We start from the raw sequence: 23,145 nt of genomic DNA on the forward strand, positions 1-23,145 counted from the left end.
ATTCAATTCTCCTATCGTTGCTGACAGAAATGAGATTATTAGTTCACAGCTTACCTGTAATAAATGGAAAAAGGCAATAATGTTGTACGTTCTACAACTTCCATGCATGAATAACAGGCTGTTTGAGAGAATTGTTGTACGAAATACATGAATTCCCCCACAAAGCAGCCGAGAGAAGGAGAAATGCTGCATTGCATACAACAATTCCGGATTTGGATCGATAATAAGTGGAAAATGTTGTATTCCTTGCAAGATTTGCGCGGCAAGAACAGCTTGAAGTTCCAATAGCCTCAAATACCGTACCCGCTGTTTAATCCTCAAAAAACTCTCTGATACACCGGGGACGAATGTCCCCTGTCATCAGAGAGCTTGAGTATAAGGCGGTATAAGCTTATTTCAGTGTAATAGTGAACGATACGGATTTGGCTCCGGTGTTTACTTTCACTGTAGTTTCATCTGCCTGCTCCGCACCTTCTACAGAAGCGATAGCGCCGAGATCCTTCACAGCCAGGGTGAATGCTTTGCCGCTGCCTTCTGCAGTTACAGTTATGGTATTGCCGCTGCGTGCAGCTTCCACCTTCAGCTCAGGAGCGCCGTTGATGTCGCGTACGGTTGCAGTTGTAGCCTTGCCATCCTCCAGGGAGTACAAGCCAAACTTCACGCCTTCGGCAAAATCATAATCCGGGCGGCTGTCTTCGCTGCCCACGGCAAGCAGGGAGTTCTGGCGTACGAACAGCGGCAGGCTGAAGAAGTCATGCTTCTCTTTGCGCCATGATCCGCCCACTACGGTCTCACCGTTCAGGAGATGCGTCCAGCGTCCAGCCGGCAGATAGTATTTCACTTCGCCGTTCTCCTGGAAGATCGGAGCCACGAGCAGGGAATCGCCCAGCATGTACTGGCGGTCCAGCACTTCGCAGGTTGGATCTTCCGGGAATTCCATCACCATCGCCCGCATCGAAGCCCAGCCCTGTTCATGCGCCTGTCCGGCTACATCATACAGGTAAGGCATCAGGCTGCATTTAAGCTTGGTGAAGAAGCGGGTAACATCCACGGCTTCGTCATCGTAAGCCCAAGGCACACGGTACGAGGTGCTGCCGTGCAGACGGCTGTGGCTGGAGAGCAGGCCGAAGGCCAGCCAGCGCTTGAAGACATGCGCCGGAGCAGTGTTCTCGAAGCCGCCGATGTCATGGCTCCAGAAGCCGAAGCCGGACAGGCCGAGCGACAGGCCGCCGCGCAGGCTTTCTGCCATGGATTCATAGTCAGCGTAGCAGTCGCCGCCCCAGTGAACCGGGAACTGCTGTCCGCCGGCGGTTGCCGAACGTGCGAACACGGCTGCTTCGCCTTTGCCAAGCTTCTCTTCCAGTACTTCAAAGACAACCTTGTTATACAATTGTGTGTAGTAGTTGTGCATTTTGTGCGGATCGGAGCCGTCGAAGTATACGACATCCGTTGGAATGCGCTCGCCGAAATCGGTCTTGAAGCTGTCTACGCCCATGTCAACCAGATCACGCAGGTAACCCGCATACCATTCACAAGCCGCAGGGTTCGTGAAGTCCACGAGTCCCATGCCCGCTTGCCACAGATCCGTCTGGTAAACGTCGCCGCTCGGTTTTTTGAGCAGATAGCCGTTCTTCTTGCCTTCTTCAAACAGCGGTGAACGCTGTCCGATGTAGGAGTTGATCCAGACGCAGATCTTAAGCCCTTTCTCATGCAGGCGTTTCAGCATGCCCACAGGGTCCGGGAACACACGGGAATCCCACTGGAAATCGGTCCATTGGTATTCGCGCATCCAGAAGCAGTCAAAGTGGAAGACATGCAGCGGCAGATCGCGCTCAGCCATACCTTCTACGAAGGAGTTAACCGTAGCTTCATCGTAGTCCGTAGTGAACGAAGTGGTCAGCCACAGACCGAAGGTCCATGCCGGTGGAAGCGCAGGCTTGCCGGTCAGGGAAGTATATTTAGTAATAACTTCTTTGATAGTCGGCCCTTCGATAACGAAGTATTCCAGGCTCTCTCCAGCTACGCTGAATTGGGCTTTCTTCACCTTCTCCGAAGCGATTTCATACGACACCAGTTCAGGCTGGTTCACGAATACGCCGTAGCCTTTGCTGGTTACATAGAACGGAACGTTCTTGTAAGCCTGCTCGGAGCTGGTACCGCCGTCTTTGTTCCACAGGTCAACTACCTGGCCGTTCTTCACAAAAGCAGTGAAGCGTTCGCCCAGACCATACACGAATTCGCCGATGCCGATATCCAGCTCCTCACGCATGAACGTGTTGCCGTCCTGATCAGTGATATAGGCCATCGATTTGTAACCGCTGCCTGTAATGCGCTCGTCGCCGCGGTAGAAGTCTACCGACCAGTGAGTTCCCTTGTTGATGACCACGCGGAGTCCGCCGCTGATCAGCACGGTCTGTGCTTCAGTTTCTTCGATTTGAACGTGGTCGCCAGTTCCCTGGGTCAATTCAAAAGAAGGACCGCGGTCAATAACGCCATCATTATGAATAATCTTAATCCCAACCACACCCGGAAGCGGGGAATGGAATTTTACGGTAAGCAGTGTGGAGTTAAGTGTTGCTGCACGTCCTGTAATCGGAGTTGTCTGCGTAATTGCTGTCAGACCTTCTGCAGTTTTTTCCACCGCATAGTTCTGAACTGCACCATTGATTGTGATTCCGTCGCGAACCAGCCAAAGGCCGTCTGTAAATTTCATGTGTGCACTTGCCACCCTTCAATTTGGTGTTTATAGTTGCATTATAACGATAACAAAATCACAAAACTACTATAATATAGCTTATTTATAACACTATTTTGATGTTTTTCCCACAAGGAGGGCTTTAATGGACCGCACATCGCAGCGATTGCTCAAAGAAGACCGTGAACACGGGGATGTTATGTTTCCCTTGGCCGCCTATTGGATAGAGCTCCCGGCCGGAGCCCCTGTCCTGGATACCCACTGGCATGAGGAAGCGGAGTTCTTCCTGCTGCTTGAAGGCGAGATTCTCTTTCAGGTGGATACGGATTATTTCACGCTCCGCCCCGGCGAAGCCGTCTTTATTGAATCCGGTGATATTCATGCCGCCTATGCGGCTCTGGACACTCCCTGCCGGTTCTGCGCCCTTGTCTTTCACCCCGATCTCCTGGCCAGCGCCCAATATGATACCATCCAGCAGACTGTAATTCTGCCGCTTCAGGAGAAACGCCAGAGCTTTCCGCGTCACATCACCTCCTCCGTGCCTTGGCAAGGGGAGCTTCTGCTGCACCTGGAGCGGATGATGGAGGCATATGATAATAAAATGCCCGGATTCGAGTCCTTTATGAAAGGAACTTTGCTGATCATGCTCTCACAGATTGCGCCGCCGGGACGTTCGGTGAACTACAGCCAGTCGGCAGGCGCGGATACCACGAAGATCGACCGGCTGAAGAAGGTCATCCTCTATATCCAGGACAACTATCAGGAGCCGATCCGCACGCGCGATCTGTCCGAACTGATTCCGATGAGCGAGGGGCAGTTCTGCCGGTTCTTCAAAAGCATGACCCGCAAGACGCCCGTCGATTATATCAACTCCTACCGGATCCGCCAGGCCGCAGCCCTGCTGCAGCAGAGTGACCGCAAAATCTCCGATATCGCCATGGATGTCGGCTTCGACAACGTCAGCTACTTCATTAAAGTCTTCCGCAAAGCGATGAACTGCTCGCCTTCCGAATTCCGCAAGGATGCTATTCCGGGAGCCGGTCAGGGCCAGCTTTATCCGTAAGATCAGCTCCGTACAGATTACATTGTCTGCTTACGGATGCCCGGATACGTTTAAGTTACGTGTAAGGGTGGAGCCATGCCGCTTCCGCTACTCTACTTACAGGAGGCAGATCACCATGAATCAACATGTCACTATGCCGAGTGAGGTACAAGAGTTCTACAATGCCATTAACCAATATCAGCCTGAAGCCTTTATAGAATTGTTCACTCCCGGCGCCAGCGTTAAGGATAACGGTAAAGAGATTGCGGGCAGGGAGGCTATACAGGCCTGGGGAGAATCAGAGCTGTTCTCTGCCAAGGTCCGCTATACGATCATGGAAATAGAAGAATCCGGGGAGTCCGTCGCTGTGACAGCAGAGATGGAAGGGGAATTTAACAAGAACCGCGTTCCCGCTCCGCAGCTGTTCAGACACGAGTTCAAGGTGCAGGGCGGTAAAATCAGCTTACTTAACATCACGCTTAAGTAGCGATACAGATTTCATTAATAATGTGAAGGGGCCGCAGTCGCGCGGCTCCTTTTTGTCGTTCGACACAGAGCATTTCGTCTATCGTGCTTACGGAGCGAAGCTCAGCTAAATACATGATGCGGAATGCCTGATATAATGAACGAATTGAACCTAATATTTCCATTCTTTTGATTCTTCGGGCAGGGGTGTCATTATGAAAAAAGGCATTATTTATGCCGTTCTATCCTATCTCATCTGGGGGTTTCTGCCGCTCTACTGGCGGCTGTTCCAGGCTATGCCCGCATGGGAAATACTTGGGCACCGGATTGTGTGGGCTTTCGTTTTTGTAGCCGTACTGGTTACGTGCTCGCGGCAGTGGGGGCGGCTGAGGACTATCTTTTCAAGCACCAAAAGCACCGTAGCAGTTGTCCTCTGCTCCTTCTTCATCAGCATGAACTGGTTCCTGTTCATCTGGGCCGTGAACAATAATCACGTGTTGGAGACCAGCCTCGGCTACTACATGAATCCTCTCATCAGCGTTCTATTTGCGGTCATCTTCCTCAAGGAGAAGCTGTCAGCGTGGCAATGGGCGTCTATTCTTCTGGCAGGCACCGGTGTGGGGATTATGGCAGTCCAGTACGGGCAGGTTCCATGGGTGGCAATTGCGCTGGCGGTCACGTTCTCCCTGTATGGTCTGGCCAAAAAGCTTGCTGGGCTCGATGTTCTGCTCGGCCTGACCGGGGAAACACTGATGGCCATGCCAGTTGCGCTGGGCTATCTGATCTACATTCAGTCGCAGGGCACAGGAACGTTCGCTTCGCTGTCTCCCCTGCTGATGATCGTCCTGCTGCTGTCCGGAGCCGCTACGGCGATGCCGTTGTTCTGGTTCGCCAAGTCTATGCAGCTGCTCCCGCTCTCCATGGTCGGCTTCATCCAGTACATCTCGCCGACGACGAGTATGCTGCTGGCAGTATTCCTGCTTGGTGAGCCCTTCTCACAAGGGAGGCTGGTCAGCTTCTCCTTCATCTGGGTTGCCCTGATTGTCTACAGTGTGGCCGGCTTCAGGAAATCCAGGCTGCCGGCCACCAACTGATCGGTCAGTTTATCGAAAAAGGGCATTACCAGCGCCGGACACGGCTGTGGTAATGCCCCTTTTATGTTCCACTCAAGCACCCGTCTTCAGCCTGCCTTACGGATTACAATGAAGCAGGTGCTGTCCGGCAGTGCGGCCGCCTGCCCGCTCTCATCCATCACCACGACCCGATCCTGCAGCGCCTCCGTATACCCTTCCTGCAGGTAATGGCGGATGACTTCGATCTTCGCCTGATCACCAAGCGTCTGCTCAATGAACGCGGCATATTGCGCCGGTGTAAAGTATCCGAACTGCTCCTGTACCTCATGGATATAGGCTTCCTCGCCCCACGTATACGTGTACAGGAACTCCATCGCATCATTCACCGGCATGAGGACCTCCCGGAAGCCAAGCTGCTCATACCGGATACTCCGGCCGGCAAAATCCTTCGCATACCGCTCCAGCCACGCCATTCCGTCATCCTCCAGGAACCGCACTCTCCGCTGCTGATCCTCCGGCTCACTCATAATACCGTCGCGGATAATAATGACTCCGCCGTCCGCCAGCACCCCGAAGGCGCTGGTTAGCGCAGCCGCAACCGTCCCGTGATTGAACTTCTTCCCGTCCAGCGGGACATAGGAATACAGCTCATGCAGGATGGAGGAGAAAATCACCGTGTCGACCGTCCCCGCCTCCACGTAATCCTTCAGGTTCAGCGCATCGCCCTGGAGCACCTCCCAGCGGTGGTCTTCCCGCTGCTTGCGCTGCCGCAACGCTTCAATGACATTGCTGGAGATATCGATGCCCACCGGAATCACGTCCGGCATCCGCTGCTCAATCAGATCCAGCAGCACCCCGCCGCCCGGCCCGATGTCCAGCACCTTGCGGCCGGTGACGTAATCCAGAATAACCGCCTTATAATCTGCCGTATCATTCATCTGGCTTAAATACGTATCCTCGTTATGGAAGCGGTCGAACGCATCCCGGCGCAGATCGAACAAGTCGAACAGCAGCAGCACCGCCCGTTCATACAGCGCGGACTTCTCGGCTTCTATACAGAATTCAATCAGCTTCTCAGCCGCCGGGGAGAATTCGAAGTTGAAGAACAGCGTATCAGGCAAATGCTCCTTCCGCAGCAGCCGGTGCAACAGATGCGGATTGCCCGAGGGCTGCTCCCCGCTGTAGATCTCAGTCCAGTCCAGCTCAGACAAGTATTTCTCAATGATCCGTTTCTTGTACACGTTGATCTTCTTGCTGCCCTTGTAGTCATAATAAATGCTGTTCATCACCGCTTCGAAGCTGATATGATTCAGAGCGGACAAATCACTGCTAGCGGAGAGGCTTACTACTTTGAGGAACTGCTCCAGCGAGAAGGTCTGCAGCGCTGATTCCACATACCAGAAGGTGACAGGCTGCAGCGGCTCCAGTACAGCAGGATTGAAGCCCTCCTGCACAAGACTGCTCCACTCCGTCTCATAATCCTCGCCCTTCGCGATAGACCCGGAGCGCATTCTCCGCAGACGCTCCTTCATCGGGACTTCATCATGCAGATTCCCCGAGGAGATTACGGCAATCAGCTCCATCACCTGAGGACGAACCTCCTGCCACAGCTCCGGGGCAACGGCAGAGATAATGCAGTGATTCAGCGCGAACAGCAGCCGCTCCAGCTCATCTGCAGTCAGCAGCCCCTGCTCCACCAGTCCGGATAACGGAAGATTGACCGAAGGCGGGACCTCGCCGCGGATCTGCTGCCCGATCAGCCCATGGGTTTCTATCAGCCGGTGCACGATCAGCCGCTTATCCGCAGAGGCAGCGTCCTCCCGGTCATCCTCTGCATAACGCAAGTACAGCTGTGCCGAACCGATATTATGCACAAATATATTAATGCCTTCTTCCTGCCAGCTCCTGCGCTGCCGGATCGTACCGCCCTTGGCAGTCTCCGACCAGATCAGCGTCTCTTCAGCCAATTCCCTGATCCAGTAGGATAGCGGCAGACTGTCCAGTACGCGCAGGCTGCGCTCTACGTAATCCAGCACCGGACTCTGCTGCTCCAGTTCCCCCAGCGACTCTACCCGTTCGAGGTTCACAATCGTCTGCTCGGCCTGAACGATATATTCCAGCCACAAACAGCCTTCACCGGGGAGTCTTCCTTCTTCGCGGTATGTTTCAATAGCCTGCAATGATTTCAGCATTTGCCTGCCTCCCTATGTAATAACGATCTCTATACAATAGCCCTGCTGGCTGCGGTTGAATCATGATCTCTATAGATCAACTTAAGCCCCCCCAGCTGGGCGAGGACGTAACTGCGGTGAATATTTGGCCTTCCAGCCGCTGTTGTGTCCAGATTTCTTGATTTAACCCGCCTTTTGCGGATGAAATCCGGACACAAAGGCGGACGCTACCGCTCCTCCATTCCAAAATTCCCCTCCGTTACCTTTTGCCTTTATGTGTAGTTCTTTAGTTCATCTTATTCAAACTGTTCATATAACAAAACGCAAGCTTCTGAAGAGAAGCCTGCGGTCAAGAAAATGCACTACTATTGTATATTGTATACCAGATTGCCGGAAGAAGATAAATCCAATTTAAAGTGCACCTGCATCCCTAGCCGTATAGAATGACGGGAAAATCGGGCGGTAATGTAATTCGTCTCTGATCCGGGTGGTATCAATGACACCCTCCCATGGATTGAATTCCTGCTGCTGCGCTTCCGGGGAGGTTTCAAAATGATGCAGCTTCTGCAGCTCCGCAATGGAGATCGGTGCGTCGTCGCCGACGTTGTAGATCCGGCCATCTATCCCGTCTGCGGAAGCTGCGAGCAGCAGGGCCTGACCTACATCGGCATGGTGCGCCATATGCATTCTTTTCGCCGGATTCCAATTGCCTGCGAGCGGCAGAAATTCCGTGATATGCGGGTCCCGCTCACCGTAGACAAAAGGCAGCCTTACAATGCGCAGGCCTAATCCCTGTTCGCGGTGGAGCTGCAGCAGCGCTGCCTCAGCCTTAGCTTTGGACTGCGGATAAGCAAACGCAGGCTTCAGCTCGTCATCCTCCTGACTGGGTCCCGCGTTACTTCCGGAGCCGTAGACATTATTGGTGCTCGCAAAAACAAACCTTGGCACCCCCGCCTCCAGCACTGCCTTGGCCAGAGCGATGCTGCCATCGAAATTGGTTACCCAGGTGGTATTCTCGTCTACCCCGCGGAACTGAGCTGCCAGATGAAATACAACATCAATCCCCCTTAGAGCCTCCACATATCGGTCCGGCTGCAGAAGCTCGCCTTCTACAATCTCAGCCCCCAGCTGCTTAAGCCCCTCTGCCTTGGCAGCATCCCTAATCAACAGCTTAACGTGATGACCGCGCTGCAGCAGACGCGGAACGAAACGGCTGCCTACTTTACCGGTGGCTCCAGTTACAAATATGTTCATAGTTCAAATCCTCCTAAGTTTATAGATGCTATACTGGCAGTATAATAGAATGTATAACTGGCATCCTTCCTGCGTTTATCGTAGGACTGTCAGTGTCAGGATAAGGAGGAGTTCAACATGGAAGAGATTTCTTCCAGGATGCCGTTAGGAGAATTTCTGCGTTCGCGCCGGGAACGTCTGACTCTTGAAGAAGCCGGGTTAGTCTCTTATGGAAGACGGCGGACTCCGGGGCTCCGCCGGGAAGAAGTGGCCCAGCTTGCCCACATCGGAACCTCATGGTACACCTCTCTGGAGCAGGGAAGAAGTATCAATCCTTCAGAGGATGTACTGAATAACATAGCAGAGGCGCTGCGGCTGACTGAAGACGAACGTCACCATCTTCATCTTCTTGCCAGACCTGTGCAGCAGCAGGCCGTAGAAGATCAGCAACTGAATACAGGCCTGGAACGGATGATTAAGGCCCTGGAGCCGAATCCGGCCTTCGTAATCGGGAGAAGCTGGGATTTGCTGTTATGGAATCAGGCAGCGGAGCTGGTTTTCGGCTTTCCTTCATTCTCAGAGGGTGAGCAGGAGCGTCCCAACTGGATGCGGCTGTTATTGACGGGCGGGAAACGAAGAATGAATCCAGAGGACTGGGAGAGTAAAGCAGAAGTAATCGTTGCACGCTTTCGTGCGGATTACGCACATTTTCCTAATGACCCGAGGTTCAAGGAGCTTATCGGGGAATTTATGCAGAGCAGCCCGCTGTTCCGCGAGAAATGGCCGCTGCATGATGTTCAGGTTGTAACGGACTGCCACAAACAGTGGAATGCGCCAGGCATCGGGGAGCTGGAGTTCGAACATATGACCCTACAGCCCCAGGGCCATCCGGATCTGAAGCTGATGATTTATACAGCTACTGCCGAAACAGCTGCGCGTCTGCAAAGTCAAATGAACACCAGCGAACATTAATCATGCGTTTATGGGTTCAAAAATAACAGCAGCAAACGAGGACATGCTTCTCCCGTCCATGGTTGCTGCTGTTTCGTTATCCGCTAAGCCTATCTTCTACCCGCTCTCCGCCAGTACATGGCCGCTGCCGATACAACGATCAGCGCCGATACAGCGAGCAGGATCATCAAGGTTTTGCTGCCGCCTTGGCTGGCTTCCTCTGGCTGGACAGCTTCAGCAGAATTCTCCACTGAAGTTGCTGCTGCAGTATCTGTTGGTGCCGGTTCAGCGGATTCCGCCAGTACTTCTACAGCTTGACTATCCGCTTCTTCCCCTGCCAGCGTTGCCGCCTTTTCTGCATCCTCTACAGAGACACCAACGATTTGACTGCCGGTCTTGGTGAGCGTATACGGGATGACTGCACCGCTGCGGAAATGCATCCTCAGCTGCACTTCCCCATCCTTGACTTCTTTCCAGAATTCATCCGTGAATTTGATTTCTCCGGTAATATAGTCCGGATAGAAGGCTTTGTAGTACTCCTTGAAGGGCGTCCAGTCATTAGGTCCGGCATTGCCGCCAGATGTATAGACAGCCTCCAGTGTTGCCAGGCTGTCCCCGTTGAACCAGGCCGGGATCGTATATATCCCCTCCGGAGCCTGCGCACTGATGAAGCTGGGCGTGTCGTAATAAATAATGTCCATTCTCCAGTCAGCACCCGCGCTGAATCTGGCAGTTAGCACTGCATTAATACCGTACTTCTGCGTAACAAGTTTCTGCAGCAGCCCGGCATTGAGGATAAGGTTATCTCCATCAAGCTCATAATCCGTTCCCTTGACTAACGCCTGTTCCTGATTAAGCAGCGCCGTGAACGTGTTGCCGTTCAAATTCAGGGGAATGGCGGTATCCTTGATTTCCGCATCCTTTAGAATATAGACCGAATCCGTCTCCGCATTGGAGGAACGGCCTTTCCAGCCCTGCTTCATCACCTGATGAAGCTCCTCGTCTACCCACATGAACGTGCGCCGGTCGAAATGCTGCCCGTTGTCCCATAACATCAGCGGCATTTTTTTCTCATAGGCATAGTAGGTAACATATTCAAAAAACTTCAGAATCTCACCATGCTGGACCGTACTCAGCGATTTATCGAACCCGAGCAGGCCGAATTCCCCGACGATTACGGGAATGCCCTTGGCCGTGAAGGTCTCATAAGCCCGGTCGAACGCCTGAATCAGATCCTCCCTGGCCGTGGTATCGAACGTGGTCGAGCCCCCAAGGTTCACACTGAACGCATAATAACCATAGTAATGGAACGTTGCTATCAGTCTATCATCATTTAATTTCTTGATGGTTGCGGCTAATGCATCCAGTCTGGCCTGGGTAGGGGCAGCAGTGAGCGTAGAAAGTACCAGCGGCCGCTGCTTGTTGTTCCCTCCGGAATGCCGGACAATAGTATGAAAGGACACATTCAGTTCATCCAGCATAGTAAAATATTCCGGACTGTCCTTACTCCAGTCGTCGGAGAAACGCGGCTCATTCAGACTCTCGAACATCAGGCTGTCCGGATAATTCTTGAAATGCCCGGCAATCTGTGTCCAGGCGGCATTGAATCTGGCCAGCACCTCATCATGCTCCGCTGCCATGTTCATCACCCAGTTACTGTCATGATGAAGATTAATAATCACATGAAGGTTCGCAGCCAGCGACCAGTCAACCACCTCCTGAATCCGGGCCATGAAGTCCTGCCGGATTGCATAATCAGGAGCATCGCCCATCCTGTGCTTCCAGGTAACCGGGATACGGATGCTCTTATAGCCCTCCGCCGCCAGCTGCCCGATGAAGGCCTCGGTCACGGCCGGGTTCCCCCATGAAGTTTCGTCCCCGGAGGCCTCGAAGGTATTCCCCAGGTTCCAGCCCGGTCCGAGCGATTCTACATAAGCCTGCAGGGCACTCTTCTTCTCTTGGGATTCCGCCTGCGCAGGAACTGCCGTCACCATGACAGCCAGCAGCAGTATACAGGTAATGAAGAATGAGCGTTTCAGCTTCATCTCAGGCTCCCTTCCTAATCACTTCTAAAATATACGAGCTCATTCAACTGCTGCTTAATTCGTCCTGTTCCCTCAAGACTGGCAGCTCATCCTTCGTCTGGATCAGCCGATAATTCCGCTGCGTTCCACACTCTCTACGAAGTAACGCTGCACCACCATATACAAGGTAATCAGCGGAAGAATCGCCAGCAGGATGCCGGTATCGATAATCATCGCTACATGATTGGGGTCTGCCTTGACACCCGATCCCCCGCCTACCCCCAGCAGTCCCGGCAGCAGGGCATTGGCCTGCGCGGCCAGCGAGCTGACCTTCGTAGGCATAAGTGCAATTTCACTCATGAACAGCGAGGTGAAGAAGGTATCGTTATACTGCCAGACGAAGCAGAACAGGATCACCGTAATCATCGGCGAGACCGCATTGGGCAGCATGATCCGCAGGAATGTCTTCACTCCCCCTGCACCGTCAATCAGCGCCGCTTCCTCAATCTCCTTCGGCATCCCCTTGAAGAACTGGCGGAAAATATAAATGAACAACCCCGCCTTAAGTCCGATGGCTGTCGCTGATGTAATCATCGAAGGCCAATACGTATTGAGCAGATTTATGCCGCTTTTCCCAGTAATCAAATGAATAATCCCCATAATGTCAAAGCTTCTGAAATGCAGGTACATCGGCACCATCAGCGTGCTGGTAGGGACAAGCAGGGTCAGAATGACTAGCGCGAACAGGATGTTGCTTCCCGGAAAGCTGAACCGGGCGAAGCCGTAACCGGCCAAAGCGCAGGAAGCCGTGGTCAGCACCGTAGTCACTACGACGAAGAGCAGCGTATTCCCCAGCAGCGGGATGTAGTCCAGAATCTGCATCGCCATTCTGATGTTATCCATAGTGTAGTGGACCGGAATCATATAAATCGTCGGATTGTAGATATCCGCTTTATCCTTGAAGGCGATCGAGAACTTCATAAGCAGCGGGTAAATAATGATGAAGGAGATCCCGATGACCAGCGCATAGCGGAACAGTGCGTATAGAAGATCCACTGCTTTGCCTTTTAGCTTATGGACTCTATGGTGATTCGCCTCCCTATGAGCAGGCTGAACAGATTGAGGAGCTTGCATAGCCATATCCTCCTTTACGATTCATCAATTGTAATGCACTCTTTTGGACAGTACGTATCCTACAATAATCAGGACGATGCTAATAATCAGCGTATAGATCCACGACATGGCCGCACTGAGACCAAAGTTCTGGGTGGTGAACGCGGTGGTGAAGATCATTTGCGTTACTTTGCTGCCCGTGAAGGAATCAATAATGGTGTAGATCACATTGGTCAGGATAAGCGGGCTTACCAGCGGGAAGGTGATTTTCCAAAAGGATTCATAAGCGGTCGCCCCTTCAATCTTCGCTACCTCGTACATCGCCCCCGGCACAGACTGCAGCGCGGCCAGGAAGATTAGAATCTGTACACCCGAGCTTGTAATAATCTCGTAGATCCGCAGGATAGCATCCACAATGTAATCTACGAACGAGAGCGGCAGACCGATATCACTCAGAATCATCACCATAGACATGACATTGTACTGTGAGCCGGATTGACCGAGTTCATTCACAGCCGTGGCATCCCCCACCAGATTGATCAGTCCGGAAGCTTCTGCCGCCGATATCGCATTCGAAGCCAGAATAACCGGCAGGAAGAATATCGCACGGGCCAGAACTCTCCCCCGGAATTTCTGATTCAGCAGCGTTGCCGAGAACAGGCTGAAGAACAGGATCATCGGAACGTTAAGCACCATATCCCTGACGGATTCGGTGAGTACGCGGTTGAAGGTGGCATCTACAAACAACGCATTGTTGAAATTAGACCAGCCCACCCAGTCCAGTGTGAACCCGGTCGGATCGACATTTAATTTGCTGAAGCTGAATTTGATGGACTGAATGAGCGGAGCCGCGAACATGAATACGAATCCAAGCAGCCACGGCGTAATAAAGGCGATTCCCAGCCAAGAGCGCTTGTGATTTAAGCTGAGCTTGCTCCCCCTCATGACTGCCCACCTTCTATCCCATATTGTCCGGCTCCGACGGTGAAGCCATGTACGGAGACTGGCATGTCTGTGTAATTTACATAGATTGAAATCCCGTTGCTGTACTGCACCTCCACAACACCCTCCTGATGGCGTATGTGATTCACAATCTGCGCGTTCTGTACCGGAGAGAGCACTTTACTGACTTCCTTGTACAGCGAAACCGCCTGACCGTACCAATCCTGATAACTTGTGGCATACATGTCGTCAAAATGAGTGTATTTCAGCTGGGAGGACGGCTCATACGACCAGGAGAAATGCGGCGCAGCCCCAAGCTCAATAGAGCGGAGCAGCTGCACCTTGAGATCCTGCTCATCGTTCAGATTCACCGGCGTCCCCGTATAGCTGATGTAACCATGGACAACCATTTCATAGAACGGGATTTCTTCATCCGTCAGCACGAAGCCGCTGGAGGCGGTCGGTACATTGATCAGATGATCCGAGTAAGGCCATGCATACGCATTGCCTCCGGCGACCATCGTCTGGCCGATGCTCTGATCCAGCTTGCCCAGCTGCTCTTCTACAATTTGTTTGGCCGTCTCCCGCTGAATGACCCGGCTGACCCGGAAATCCGAGCTGAGCACACTGCCGAGATCCCGCAGGGATACGCCGTTGAACCCATAAGCTTTATACTTGCTCATGAATGTGTCTACATAATAGGGCAGCTTGGCCGGGGACAACAGATAGTAGCTTCCTAGCGTCATATCCATCCGGTTCAAGGCCCGGTTGTACGGATAGAGCTCCGCTTCTTCCCGGGTCACGAACCGCGAGGCATCGGAGGAAGGCGTGAAGCCGCCATCATCGTGATAAATCTTCTGGAAGGCCACATCCGGGAATAACATACCTCCTGCCTGTTCCAGCTGCTCTGATAATTCAAGAAGCTCCGCTTTGCTGCCGAGAACACTTTCCGTCTTCAGCTTATCCGGTGTAGCGTGATTCACACCTTTGGCAGACCAGCCGACATAGCGCATAAGCAGCCGGTCAACACCATCCTGCTTCAATTGCTCTGCAATCTGCGCCGCCTGTCCGAAGGTGGTCATGGCAATCTCGGACCGGTAAGGGACGCCGAGGAACGACTTCTGCTTGTCAACCGCCCCCAGCATATCGAGATACAAGGGAATATCCTGCCCGGCTTCCAGGGGCTGCAGCACCTGCTCCGCCGCCAGCTTATTCCGGTACAGCTCAGCCATTCCTGAATAATTGGCTTTATCTTTACCGAGGAAGCTGTAGCGGACCTCAATATCGCCTTTGTAAATCTCATCATTTAACAGCTGGATTTCCTGAATGGTAGAACCCGTATACAGCTCAAGCTCATCCTCCCCCCGCAGGGTGTAGCTGCTGTGGATGAAGTTGTAGGAGTTCTTCTTGCCGCTGATATCTGCGGCAATGCTGGCTATGGCATCGCCTTTCTCGATCACGGCAAACCATGCGGCATCCTCTGTTTTCAGGCCAAAGACCGGCATTCTGGCACTCTCGCTGACCTGCCCGCGTCTATAGCTGTTATCATTCGGGTCCGGGCCGTATACACGCTGTACATACTGCTCTTCCTTCACTTTTCCGTTATTCAGATAGATCAGGCTGCCGGAGCCGTCCGGAACGAACATGTAGCCGTCGCTCTGCTGATCCGCAGCTCCGAACATATTCAGCAGCTCCAGGCTGCGAATCTGATATTCACCGCTCTCCTTGACCTGGTTCACAGGAATAGTTACTACCAGCGACCCTGCATCCAGCCGGTATTCCAGCGGAATGATGAAGTTCGGCTTGCTTGCTCCGGAGCCGCCCTCCACTCCGTTCTCCTTATTATCGAAGGCCAGATCTTCCGCAGAATAACCGGATTTGTTGAAGGCCGCAGTCATTTTGCTCAGCACCAGCGGCTTCGAGACCTGGGCATCAATGCGTTCCAGAACTTCCGGGTCACCTTCTTTCGGATAATAACGCTGCCCTACATACTTGGCGCTGGACGCATCCAGATTAGCCTGGACCTTCTCTTCCATTCTTGTCTTGCTGATGAACTTAGGCAGCGCATCAATCCCGATCGATGTATCTCCAATCGTATATACAATCCGCAGCCCGTTCTTAATGCTCTCAGCAGTGAATTGTTTGCTGCTGATACTCTGGGCGAAGTTCGTATAGGATTCAAGCGTCCCTATAGAGTCGCGGAACAGTACGTTCAGCTGCGAGGACAGCAGCTCCTTCTCGAATCCCGAAGCCAGGGTATCCTGCCCGCGGCCCGCCGGATTGCTGTACCAGATCTGACCATGGCTTTTATCCTTCACGGCAATTTCCGTTGTCTCAGGATTGAAGTATAAGGACAGCTCAGATTCATCTGCTGCAAGCTGCATGCCCGGTATACCCCCGGACGAATCCGGCAGTGCGGTGAACCCGGTTCCGGCCTCCAGCTCATCTGTTACTTCCATATAGGCCGAGGCTTCCACCGCCTTCACTCCGCGTGAGGAGAAGAATACGGCAGAACCGGCAAGAATAAGCATGACTGCGGCACAGGCGAGCACCGCGACCAGCATTTTACGATTTTTCACAGGTGCGGCCTCCTTTACGTACGGAAAATTAATTCCCGGTAAATGTTAACGAAGAATTCTATAATCTGCTGAAGCATGCTTAATACGAGCGTCCCCAGAAACACGACAATTCCCATGACAATAACCGTGAGCAGCATCGTGACTATGGTTTTGAGCACGGTATATTGATGAACGGTCATAATGCCGACGAATAATAACGCGACGAACCATATGGAGGATATCGTCATCATCAGATAATAGAAGGCTGTTTCTTCCTCCGCCATAAACCGGCTGGCCAGGATCATCGGCACATAAATGATTACAATCGGAACTAGCGCATAGGCTGTAGCCATCATAATTTCTTTGAATTTGCCTTCCCCGTCCATGAGTGTGGTGATCGCCCAGTTGGAGAGGCACCACAGGAAGAAGGGAAAGATAATCGTGAACAATTGCGTGATGCTGTTCAGATGCCGGGGGTCGTTATAATTCACCAGGAAACCCGCAAACTGATCCTTCAGGATCATCGAAATCACGACCAGCAGCAGAATCGTCAACGCGACCCGGACCTTCCCTTTGCCTTCGTACTTCATATCCCAAAAGCTGTCAAACGGATGCACAATGAGGTGCAGCGGGAATTTAATGAAATCCTGCCTCATGGGCGTTCCCCTCCTTAAGGTTTGGCGAAGCCTGCCTGGACGCGGTTAACCGCCGCTTCCTTCTCCAGAAGCTGAAGAGCTTATAAGACAGCCAAGCCAGCACCAGGATCATTACCGCTGTCAGGAAGGTTCCGAAATGCTCCTGCATGACTTCTCTCCGGTACCGTTTGAAGGCTACTGAATACCCGTCACGGTCCATTCCGAGCTTGAAATATTTAAGCGCCTCTTTGTTGTTTTTGTCCATCAGCAAGGACTTGCCAATGCCGATATACGCGATATCGTAGTTGGAGTTCAGCTTCAGGACTTCCCTCCATACCGGCACAGCGAGCGTATCTTCACCATTGTAGTGATACCCCACCGCTTCATTGACGCTTGTGCCGAACTGGGTCGGCCTGAACACGACAATGTTGCCTTTCCCCCGGTCCAGTACGAGCTGGTTCCCTTGGGAGAACTCTACCGCTACCGGTATTTTGAAGGTCCCGGTCTGGTTGCCTTTGCCTCCGTAGACATAGAGAAGATCACCTTCATCGTTATACGTGAACACCTTGCCCTGATTGGCATCAAGCGCACTGTACATCCCGTTCCCCAGCACTTTAATATCTGTGAACTTGGACGGTCCATCCGCCCTCCGGTACCGGATATCGCCTTTAATGTCGAAATATCCGAACCGCTTCAGTACATCCTCCCCGGAGGGATTCAGCCGTTTGATCGGCTCCTGCGAGCCCGGATCAATATTCGTCGCATAGAGGAAACCTTTGGCATCCACATCAACATTGGAGAATTCTGTAGGCACAAACAGCGCCATCTGGGCTTTCTGCGCTTTGGTCGAGACCAGCCGCCACAAATATTCGGCATAATCACGCTGCACTTTGTTCGTGCCGACGTAGCCGATAAATTCACCGTTCTTATCAAACTGCATGATCCCTTCGAAGATCCCTTTAGCGATGACATAGACACGTTTAGCCTGATCCACAGTCACTTTCACGGGAATAAACTTGAAGTCTGCCGGCAAAATATCAGACGCCGGCTTCTCCACCATGCCGAGCAGCTCCCCTTCCGGGGACAGGATCACCACACGCCCGTTATCCGTATCGGCAACATACAAATTGCCGTCTTCCGTAATGTACAATCCGGATGGATTCTTGAATGTATCCTCCGTGCCCAGATTATCGAATCCGGTAATGACCTTAACGACCTTCCAGTCCGGGTCCAGGCAAATAATCCGCCCGTTCCCGCTGTCGGCTATATAGATCAGTCCGCTTGCCGCCACGGCCATGTCGCCGGGTTCCCGGAAATCACCTACCCCCAGATCCTTGCCGGACAGGGTCCGGTCAGGGATATACGCCGCAGGAGCGGGCACCGCTTCTTCCCAATAGTTATAGTTGTAGCTCTCATAAGGCGCAGATTCTGCATACGCCGGCGCGGGAGCTGCATACACAATCAGCAGGGATGCCGCCATAAGTGACAGCAGCCATTTTTTTGCGATCAACTGCGTTCCCCCCTTAATCCTTCATTCCCGAAGTTGCCATGGTCTCTATAATCCGGCTCTGCGAGAACACAAACAGCGTGATCGGCACGCTCATCAGAATGAGGGCCACCGCTGCCGCCGGACCGGAACGGGCAATCCCCCCTGCAACCACCTGGCCCGCTGCAAAGTGCAGTGATTTCAGCTGTTCACTGTAGATGAACCCGTTGCCGTCACTGCCCCAGAGAATCTGGAATAACAGAATGATGAGCGTCAGCCAGGCCGGCTTGACGTTAGGCATCACGATCGACCAGAAAATGCGGTATTCACTCGCCCCGTCAATTTTGGCCGCTTCCAGCAGCACATCGGGAATCTGCTCCATGAATTGCTTCATCAGATAGAGCCCCAGTGAATAGGCAAAGGCCGGTATGATAACTGCCCAGTACGTATCGATGAGGCCCAGCCAGGACATGATCATATAGTTTGGCATAGCCGTCACCGCCGGTGTGAACATCAGCGAGAGGACAACGATGCTGAACAGTGCTTTTTTGCCGGGAAAATGATGTTTGGCCAGAGGGTACGCTGCCGCCGAAGCCAGCAGGACATGCCCGATAATCCCAGCACCGGTAATGAACACCGTGTTGAAAATATACCGGGAAAACGGCACCCATGAATTCCCCAGCAGGTTGAACAGATCGATAAAGTTGTTCATCGTCGGGTGCCGGACAAACAGGGTCGGCGGGAAGATGAAGATTTCGTCCAGCGGCTTGAACGCATTATTAATCGCATACACCAGCGGCAAAATCATAAACGCCCCGAATACAGTAAGCAGGGCAAATAAAGAGAAGGTGCCCCAGGCAGAGCGGTTCACCCGCTTCTTGGGCATCCGTAAAGGCCGGTTTAACCGTTTGGAACCTATTTGAAAGGGGGTATTCATGTCTTCTATTCACCCACCTTTCTAAGAAGCTTCTGCACCACCAGGTTGGTGCCTACCATGATGAAGAACAATACAGTAGCAATCGCTGAAGCATAGCCCATCTCGAACCTTGTGGTGCCAAAGTCGATCAGGTGCGTCACGATGGTCTCCGCTGCATAGTTCACGCTCGGGAACCCGGCCAGGGCAATCGAAACATCAGCTACGGCGAACGCGGTCGTAATCTGGATGACAGCACCGAACATCAGCTGCGGGCGCATGGAAGGCAAGGTGATATACCAGAGCTCCTGCCAGCGGTTCTTGATTCCGTCCACGGCTCCCGCTTCGTATAAGGTTCCATCCACGGTCTGCAGTCCGGCAATGAAGGTCAGGAAGCCCGTTCCCAGACTGAGCCATAACTGGACCAGGATAATGATCGGCATAATATAGCCTTCTGTCTTCAGCCACTGGATCGGTTCCAGAATGAAGCCGAACTTCAGCAGCAACCCGTTCATGATCCCGTACCGGTCTCCGGAGAAGATCATCAGCCAGATGAAGTACACGTTCCCCGAGATGGACGGTGCGTAGAACACCAGCGTCATTACCGCTCTCAGCTTCGGAGACAGCTCATTAATGATCCAGGCAAATACGAAACAGGCGATATAGCTTATCGGACCTGTAATTACTGCGAACAGCAGCGTGTTCTTCAGGGCAATCAGGAATACATCATCCTCCAAAAAAAGACGAGTGTAGTTCTGCCACCCAATGAACTTCGGAAATTCCAGCATATTGAAATATGTGAAGCTAAGCACAACCGAGACCAATACCGGCAGCACCGTAAATACGGCGAACAACAGCATATACGGCGCCATCAGAATGTACGAATGCTTATTCGCTCTCATCTGCTGCCATTTCAGGCTCCACCAAGTTTGCACGCTTGACTCTCCCCCTTACCGCTATAGACCAAACTCTTTGCGTTTGGTGGTGATTTCGTCCTGAATATACTGGACATAGTCCATGATGGATTCCCTGGCTTCCACACCGCCGACCACTGTTTTGTAAAAAGCATTGAACAAATGCCGGCCTGTGAAATATCCGCCCGGAACCTCAGGAACCCCTTCCGCCCATTCGAACTGGGCTTTCAGATTCTCGTAATCGGCGATCGGCCAAGGCAAGCTGTCCAGCGCTTTGATATTCGCTGTCGGATAACGTGCGGCAGCGCCCATCAAGCCTTCCATCTCACGCCCGAACACCGTCTGGGTCTGTTCACTCGTCCACCACTTCATGAATTCCCAGGACGCATCCTTGTCCTTCGCTTTATCCAGCATTACGACTGCACTGCCGCCACTGGAGACTGTGCGGTCCAGCGTACCGTCTTCCTTGACGGTTCCGGGGATCGGCACGAAGCCCCACATGCCCCTGATCTCCGGAGCAAAGACAGACAGCTGGTTGTATAAGGTATAATCCGCGATGCCGATCGGCATTTCACCTGTACGGAAACGGTTGGCAAAGTCATATTCGCGTTCCAGCTTGTAATCGGTATAGAATTCGCTCCATTGCTTGAAGGTCTCGATTCCGGTACGCGAATCCAGATCTGACGCTTTGCCGCCATCGCGGTAGAATTGCCCGCCATTCTGGAACAGCAGTGCGGCAAACATCGAGTTCGGCGGGATGTTCTGTCCCTGCACTGCCGATTGGACCACTACGGGCAGGCCAAACTGCATATGATTCTTGCTGAGCACCGCGAGCAGTGTGGATACCTCATCCCAGGTCTGCGGAACCTCAAGCTCCAGCTCCTGCAGAATGTCCTTGCGGTAGAAGAGCATATTGAAAGTCTGGGTCTCAGGCAGGGCATAGACACCGCTGTCATACCGGTAAGGCAGCACCGCACTCTCGCGGAAACGTGTGCTCACTTCCCCGAAATCCGCAAACTGCGTCAGATCTGCCGCCGCATTGCGCATTGCAAAGTTAACCGGCAGATCATTGCCGATCTGCATTGCCACATCCGGCCCTTGTCCGGCCAGGGTCGCCGGAAGCAGCGTGGTCATGTTGACCAGCTTCAGATTGACATTAATCCCGGTGGCTGCGGTGAACGTCTCATCGATCATCGCCTTCATCGTATTCGCCTGATCCCGTCCGCTGCCGATCCATACGGTTACCGACTTCTGGTCATCCTCATCCGACACATTGCCGATCTGGTTGTAGTCGGTGAAGAAGGACGTGAAGAAGGACGCCGTCTCATGCTTCAGCTTCGCGCCGAAGCCCATCCCTTTCTTCGAGAGCTTCTGATCAGGTGAAGCTATGTAGAGCGCATCCACTTCAAGCGGCTGCTCTCTTGCCGTCTGGACCCAGGTGCCGAGTCCGCCGGTATTCGTCTTGTAGGCGGTAAGTCTTTTGGGGACCGTATCCGGGTCCTCAATCATCTCGTCCAGCTGCTCGGCCATCGTCTTGAGCAGCGCTTCCTGATCACTGGATTGTCCGGATAAACGGACCAGTTCCTTCGCAATCCCCTTCAGGCGGTCGCGCTCCGCAGCGAATACCTCCAGGAGGCCCGGAATCTTCCGGTCCAGCTGGTAATCCCGGTACTCATCCGGCTTCGTTCCGGTAATCATCAGAATCTTGCGGTACATGGAGTTGAGATTGTACAGGCTGTTCTCTACCTCACGGATGAGCGGGGCAAACTCGCCAAGGCTAACCTCAAGCCTTACGACATGTTTCCCTTGTTCGAGCTTGTATAGATAGGGCTCATTGCCGCCCATAATGTCCAGCCGATAAGAGCTTTTATACCGGAAAGGAACCTTGGCCATTTCCGCAAACGGGACGGTACCATCAATGGTCAGCTTCCGGGTTGAATAGATTCCCCGCACATAATTCTGCTGCGTCTTGAAGGCCAGCTTATAGAATCCGGTCTCAGGCACATCCACTTCCCATTCGATCCACTGACCCGGTATCCGCCAGTTCAGCCCGCCAATCGTGTTAATTTTGATTACAGAAGAACTGTACGGAGTCACTGCCGGGCTCGAACGCTCATTCAGCGGGTACAACGTCGGGGAGGATTTCGCCGTTGCGTCTTCTGCCTGAACGGTCAGGAGCTGGCCGCTTACGGCCTGAATGCCTTCGGAGTCCCACGCTTTCTTCGCTTCTTCGTACGGCAACGGCGCACTTTGCCTGAACAGCTTCAGCTGCTTAATCAGTACAGGTTCTCTTGTAGATTCCAGCGTTAGGGTATGTGTGCCGGCGCTGAAATAAAATAAAAACGGCTCATTCTCATAACCGTCAGAGTCCTGAAACGCCTTCTCGCTCCAGACCGGCCGCTCCACCTGCCTTGGCCGCAAATCATTGCCCTGGTTGTCCTGGATCAGCTGATCCGACTGATTATCCCAAATCCGGTCAAACTGCAGGAACGCCGCCTCCTTGAAAGGGAGCTGCCCGTCAATATAGAAGGCGCGCTCAATAGCCGAACTTTTCCCTTCGACGGGATAGTACAGCATCGACAGGTTATAGAAGCCGGCTTCCTTAACTTGGACAGTCCACTCGGCCTTGCCCGTTTCACCGGTTAACAGCGCTTCACCGGCCATACCTTCGTAATCGGACCACTTCTCGAAGCCGCCTCCTTCTACACGGCTATAGTCAGCCGCCTCCAGAAGAATTTCCTGATCAGGTCTGGGAACGTCCTTATGTTCAGCCAGATAGGCAACGTATTTATTCTCTTGATTCGCGGCAATCTCTATGGGTTCGCCGGGAGCCTGCTCATTTGCGGCCACAGCCTGCGTAGTTGTCTCAGCCTGTACATTCAAGCCTGCCGGAAGCATGATCAGCAATGCTATAGCAGCAAGCATTATAT

16 protein-coding genes are annotated in these 23,145 nt (G+C 52.9%); 4 read left to right on the forward strand and 12 right to left on the reverse strand.

The window, feature by feature from the left end:
- Positions 1–391: 391 nt before the first annotated feature.
- Positions 392–2,713: an alpha-xylosidase gene (yicI, locus tag NSU14_RS27150; RefSeq protein ID WP_340947886.1), complete on the reverse strand. Its 2,322-nt coding sequence runs from the start codon at positions 2,711–2,713 to the stop codon at positions 392–394.
- A 127-nt stretch (positions 2,714–2,840) separates the two neighbouring features.
- Between yicI and NSU14_RS27155 the strand changes: the two genes are divergently transcribed.
- The 3 genes from NSU14_RS27155 (at position 2,841) to rarD (ending at position 5,296) form a co-directional block, all read left to right on the forward strand.
- Entirely contained in the window at positions 2,841–3,758 is a 918-nt protein-coding gene (locus tag NSU14_RS27155; protein WP_076247211.1) for an AraC family transcriptional regulator, read from the forward strand.
- A gap of 115 nt (positions 3,759–3,873) precedes the next feature.
- Positions 3,874–4,224: a nuclear transport factor 2 family protein gene (locus NSU14_RS27160; RefSeq protein WP_076247214.1), complete on the forward strand. Its 351-nt coding sequence runs from the start codon at positions 3,874–3,876 to the stop codon at positions 4,222–4,224.
- A gap of 193 nt (positions 4,225–4,417) precedes the next feature.
- Positions 4,418–5,296, forward strand: a complete 879-nt coding sequence (gene rarD / locus NSU14_RS27165; RefSeq protein ID WP_340947888.1) for an EamA family transporter RarD — start codon at positions 4,418–4,420, stop codon at positions 5,294–5,296.
- An 86-nt stretch (positions 5,297–5,382) separates the two neighbouring features.
- Here rarD and NSU14_RS27170 read toward each other — a convergent pair whose 3' ends face one another.
- Both NSU14_RS27170 and NSU14_RS27175 read right to left on the reverse strand, forming a co-directional pair.
- Positions 5,383–7,467 (reverse strand): class I SAM-dependent methyltransferase, encoded by a 2,085-nt coding sequence (locus NSU14_RS27170; protein ID WP_340947892.1) that lies wholly within the window; start codon positions 7,465–7,467, stop codon positions 5,383–5,385.
- A 390-nt stretch (positions 7,468–7,857) separates the two neighbouring features.
- On the reverse strand, positions 7,858–8,700 hold the full coding sequence (locus NSU14_RS27175; protein WP_340947894.1) for an NAD-dependent epimerase/dehydratase family protein: 843 nt from the start codon (positions 8,698–8,700) through the stop codon (positions 7,858–7,860).
- A gap of 117 nt (positions 8,701–8,817) precedes the next feature.
- On the opposite strand from NSU14_RS27175, the gene NSU14_RS27180 reads away from it, so the two are divergent.
- Positions 8,818–9,651, forward strand: coding sequence for a helix-turn-helix transcriptional regulator (locus tag NSU14_RS27180; RefSeq protein WP_340947895.1), 834 nt, complete (start codon positions 8,818–8,820; stop codon positions 9,649–9,651).
- An 89-nt stretch (positions 9,652–9,740) separates the two neighbouring features.
- Here NSU14_RS27180 and NSU14_RS27185 read toward each other — a convergent pair whose 3' ends face one another.
- The 9 genes from NSU14_RS27185 to NSU14_RS27225 all read right to left on the reverse strand — a co-directional run bounded on the left by NSU14_RS27185 (position 9,741) and on the right by NSU14_RS27225 (position 23,140).
- Positions 9,741–11,675 (reverse strand): cellulase family glycosylhydrolase, encoded by a 1,935-nt coding sequence (locus NSU14_RS27185; protein WP_340947897.1) that lies wholly within the window; start codon positions 11,673–11,675, stop codon positions 9,741–9,743.
- A gap of 102 nt (positions 11,676–11,777) precedes the next feature.
- Positions 11,778–12,788: a carbohydrate ABC transporter permease gene (locus NSU14_RS27190; protein ID WP_340947899.1), complete on the reverse strand. Its 1,011-nt coding sequence runs from the start codon at positions 12,786–12,788 to the stop codon at positions 11,778–11,780.
- Positions 12,789–12,812: 24 nt separating this feature from the next.
- Positions 12,813–13,712 (reverse strand): carbohydrate ABC transporter permease, encoded by a 900-nt coding sequence (locus NSU14_RS27195; RefSeq protein ID WP_039306560.1) that lies wholly within the window; start codon positions 13,710–13,712, stop codon positions 12,813–12,815.
- Positions 13,709–16,288, reverse strand: a complete 2,580-nt coding sequence (locus NSU14_RS27200; RefSeq protein ID WP_340947900.1) for a DUF5696 domain-containing protein — start codon at positions 16,286–16,288, stop codon at positions 13,709–13,711. The genes NSU14_RS27195 and NSU14_RS27200 overlap by 4 nt, the downstream gene beginning before the upstream one ends.
- A gap of 14 nt (positions 16,289–16,302) precedes the next feature.
- On the reverse strand, positions 16,303–16,923 hold the full coding sequence (locus NSU14_RS27205) for a YIP1 family protein (RefSeq protein ID WP_042133771.1): 621 nt from the start codon (positions 16,921–16,923) through the stop codon (positions 16,303–16,305).
- Complete coding sequence (locus tag NSU14_RS27210; protein WP_340947902.1) at positions 16,904–18,412, reverse strand: NHL repeat-containing protein; 1,509 nt, start codon at positions 18,410–18,412, stop codon at positions 16,904–16,906. The genes NSU14_RS27205 and NSU14_RS27210 overlap by 20 nt, the downstream gene beginning before the upstream one ends.
- Positions 18,413–18,425: 13 nt before the next feature.
- Positions 18,426–19,274 (reverse strand): carbohydrate ABC transporter permease, encoded by an 849-nt coding sequence (locus NSU14_RS27215; protein WP_256703999.1) that lies wholly within the window; start codon positions 19,272–19,274, stop codon positions 18,426–18,428.
- Between the two features lie 56 nt (positions 19,275–19,330).
- A complete protein-coding gene (locus NSU14_RS27220; protein WP_081970408.1) occupies positions 19,331–20,203 on the reverse strand; it encodes a carbohydrate ABC transporter permease in 873 nt (290 codons plus the stop codon).
- A 54-nt stretch (positions 20,204–20,257) separates the two neighbouring features.
- Positions 20,258–23,140: an extracellular solute-binding protein gene (locus NSU14_RS27225; protein ID WP_340949003.1), complete on the reverse strand. Its 2,883-nt coding sequence runs from the start codon at positions 23,138–23,140 to the stop codon at positions 20,258–20,260.
- Positions 23,141–23,145: the final 5 nt, after the last annotated feature.

The organism is Paenibacillus sp. FSL R10-2771, from assembly GCF_038000205.1.
Taxonomy (GTDB): domain Bacteria; phylum Bacillota; class Bacilli; order Paenibacillales; family Paenibacillaceae; genus Paenibacillus_AQ; species Paenibacillus_AQ phytohabitans.

What these genes read in the sequence shown, in the direction of transcription:
- yicI (WP_340947886.1), bottom strand. Translation starts at nt 2,713, where the DNA reads ATGAAATTTACAGACGGCCTTTGGCTGGTTCGCGACGGAATCACAATC.
- NSU14_RS27155 (WP_076247211.1), top strand. Translation starts at nt 2,841, where the DNA reads ATGGACCGCACATCGCAGCGATTGCTCAAAGAAGACCGTGAACACGGG.
- NSU14_RS27160 (WP_076247214.1), top strand. Translation starts at nt 3,874, where the DNA reads ATGAATCAACATGTCACTATGCCGAGTGAGGTACAAGAGTTCTACAAT.
- rarD (WP_340947888.1), top strand. Translation starts at nt 4,418, where the DNA reads ATGAAAAAAGGCATTATTTATGCCGTTCTATCCTATCTCATCTGGGGG.
- NSU14_RS27170 (WP_340947892.1), bottom strand. Translation starts at nt 7,467, where the DNA reads ATGCTGAAATCATTGCAGGCTATTGAAACATACCGCGAAGAAGGAAGA.
- NSU14_RS27175 (WP_340947894.1), bottom strand. Translation starts at nt 8,700, where the DNA reads ATGAACATATTTGTAACTGGAGCCACCGGTAAAGTAGGCAGCCGTTTC.
- NSU14_RS27180 (WP_340947895.1), top strand. Translation starts at nt 8,818, where the DNA reads ATGGAAGAGATTTCTTCCAGGATGCCGTTAGGAGAATTTCTGCGTTCG.
- NSU14_RS27185 (WP_340947897.1), bottom strand. Translation starts at nt 11,675, where the DNA reads ATGAAGCTGAAACGCTCATTCTTCATTACCTGTATACTGCTGCTGGCT.
- NSU14_RS27190 (WP_340947899.1), bottom strand. Translation starts at nt 12,788, where the DNA reads ATGCAAGCTCCTCAATCTGTTCAGCCTGCTCATAGGGAGGCGAATCAC.
- NSU14_RS27195 (WP_039306560.1), bottom strand. Translation starts at nt 13,712, where the DNA reads ATGAGGGGGAGCAAGCTCAGCTTAAATCACAAGCGCTCTTGGCTGGGA.
- NSU14_RS27205 (WP_042133771.1), bottom strand. Translation starts at nt 16,923, where the DNA reads ATGAGGCAGGATTTCATTAAATTCCCGCTGCACCTCATTGTGCATCCG.
- NSU14_RS27215 (WP_256703999.1), bottom strand. Translation starts at nt 19,274, where the DNA reads ATGCCCAAGAAGCGGGTGAACCGCTCTGCCTGGGGCACCTTCTCTTTA.
- NSU14_RS27220 (WP_081970408.1), bottom strand. Translation starts at nt 20,203, where the DNA reads ATGAGAGCGAATAAGCATTCGTACATTCTGATGGCGCCGTATATGCTG.
- NSU14_RS27225 (WP_340949003.1), bottom strand. Translation starts at nt 23,140, where the DNA reads ATGCTTGCTGCTATAGCATTGCTGATCATGCTTCCGGCAGGCTTGAAT.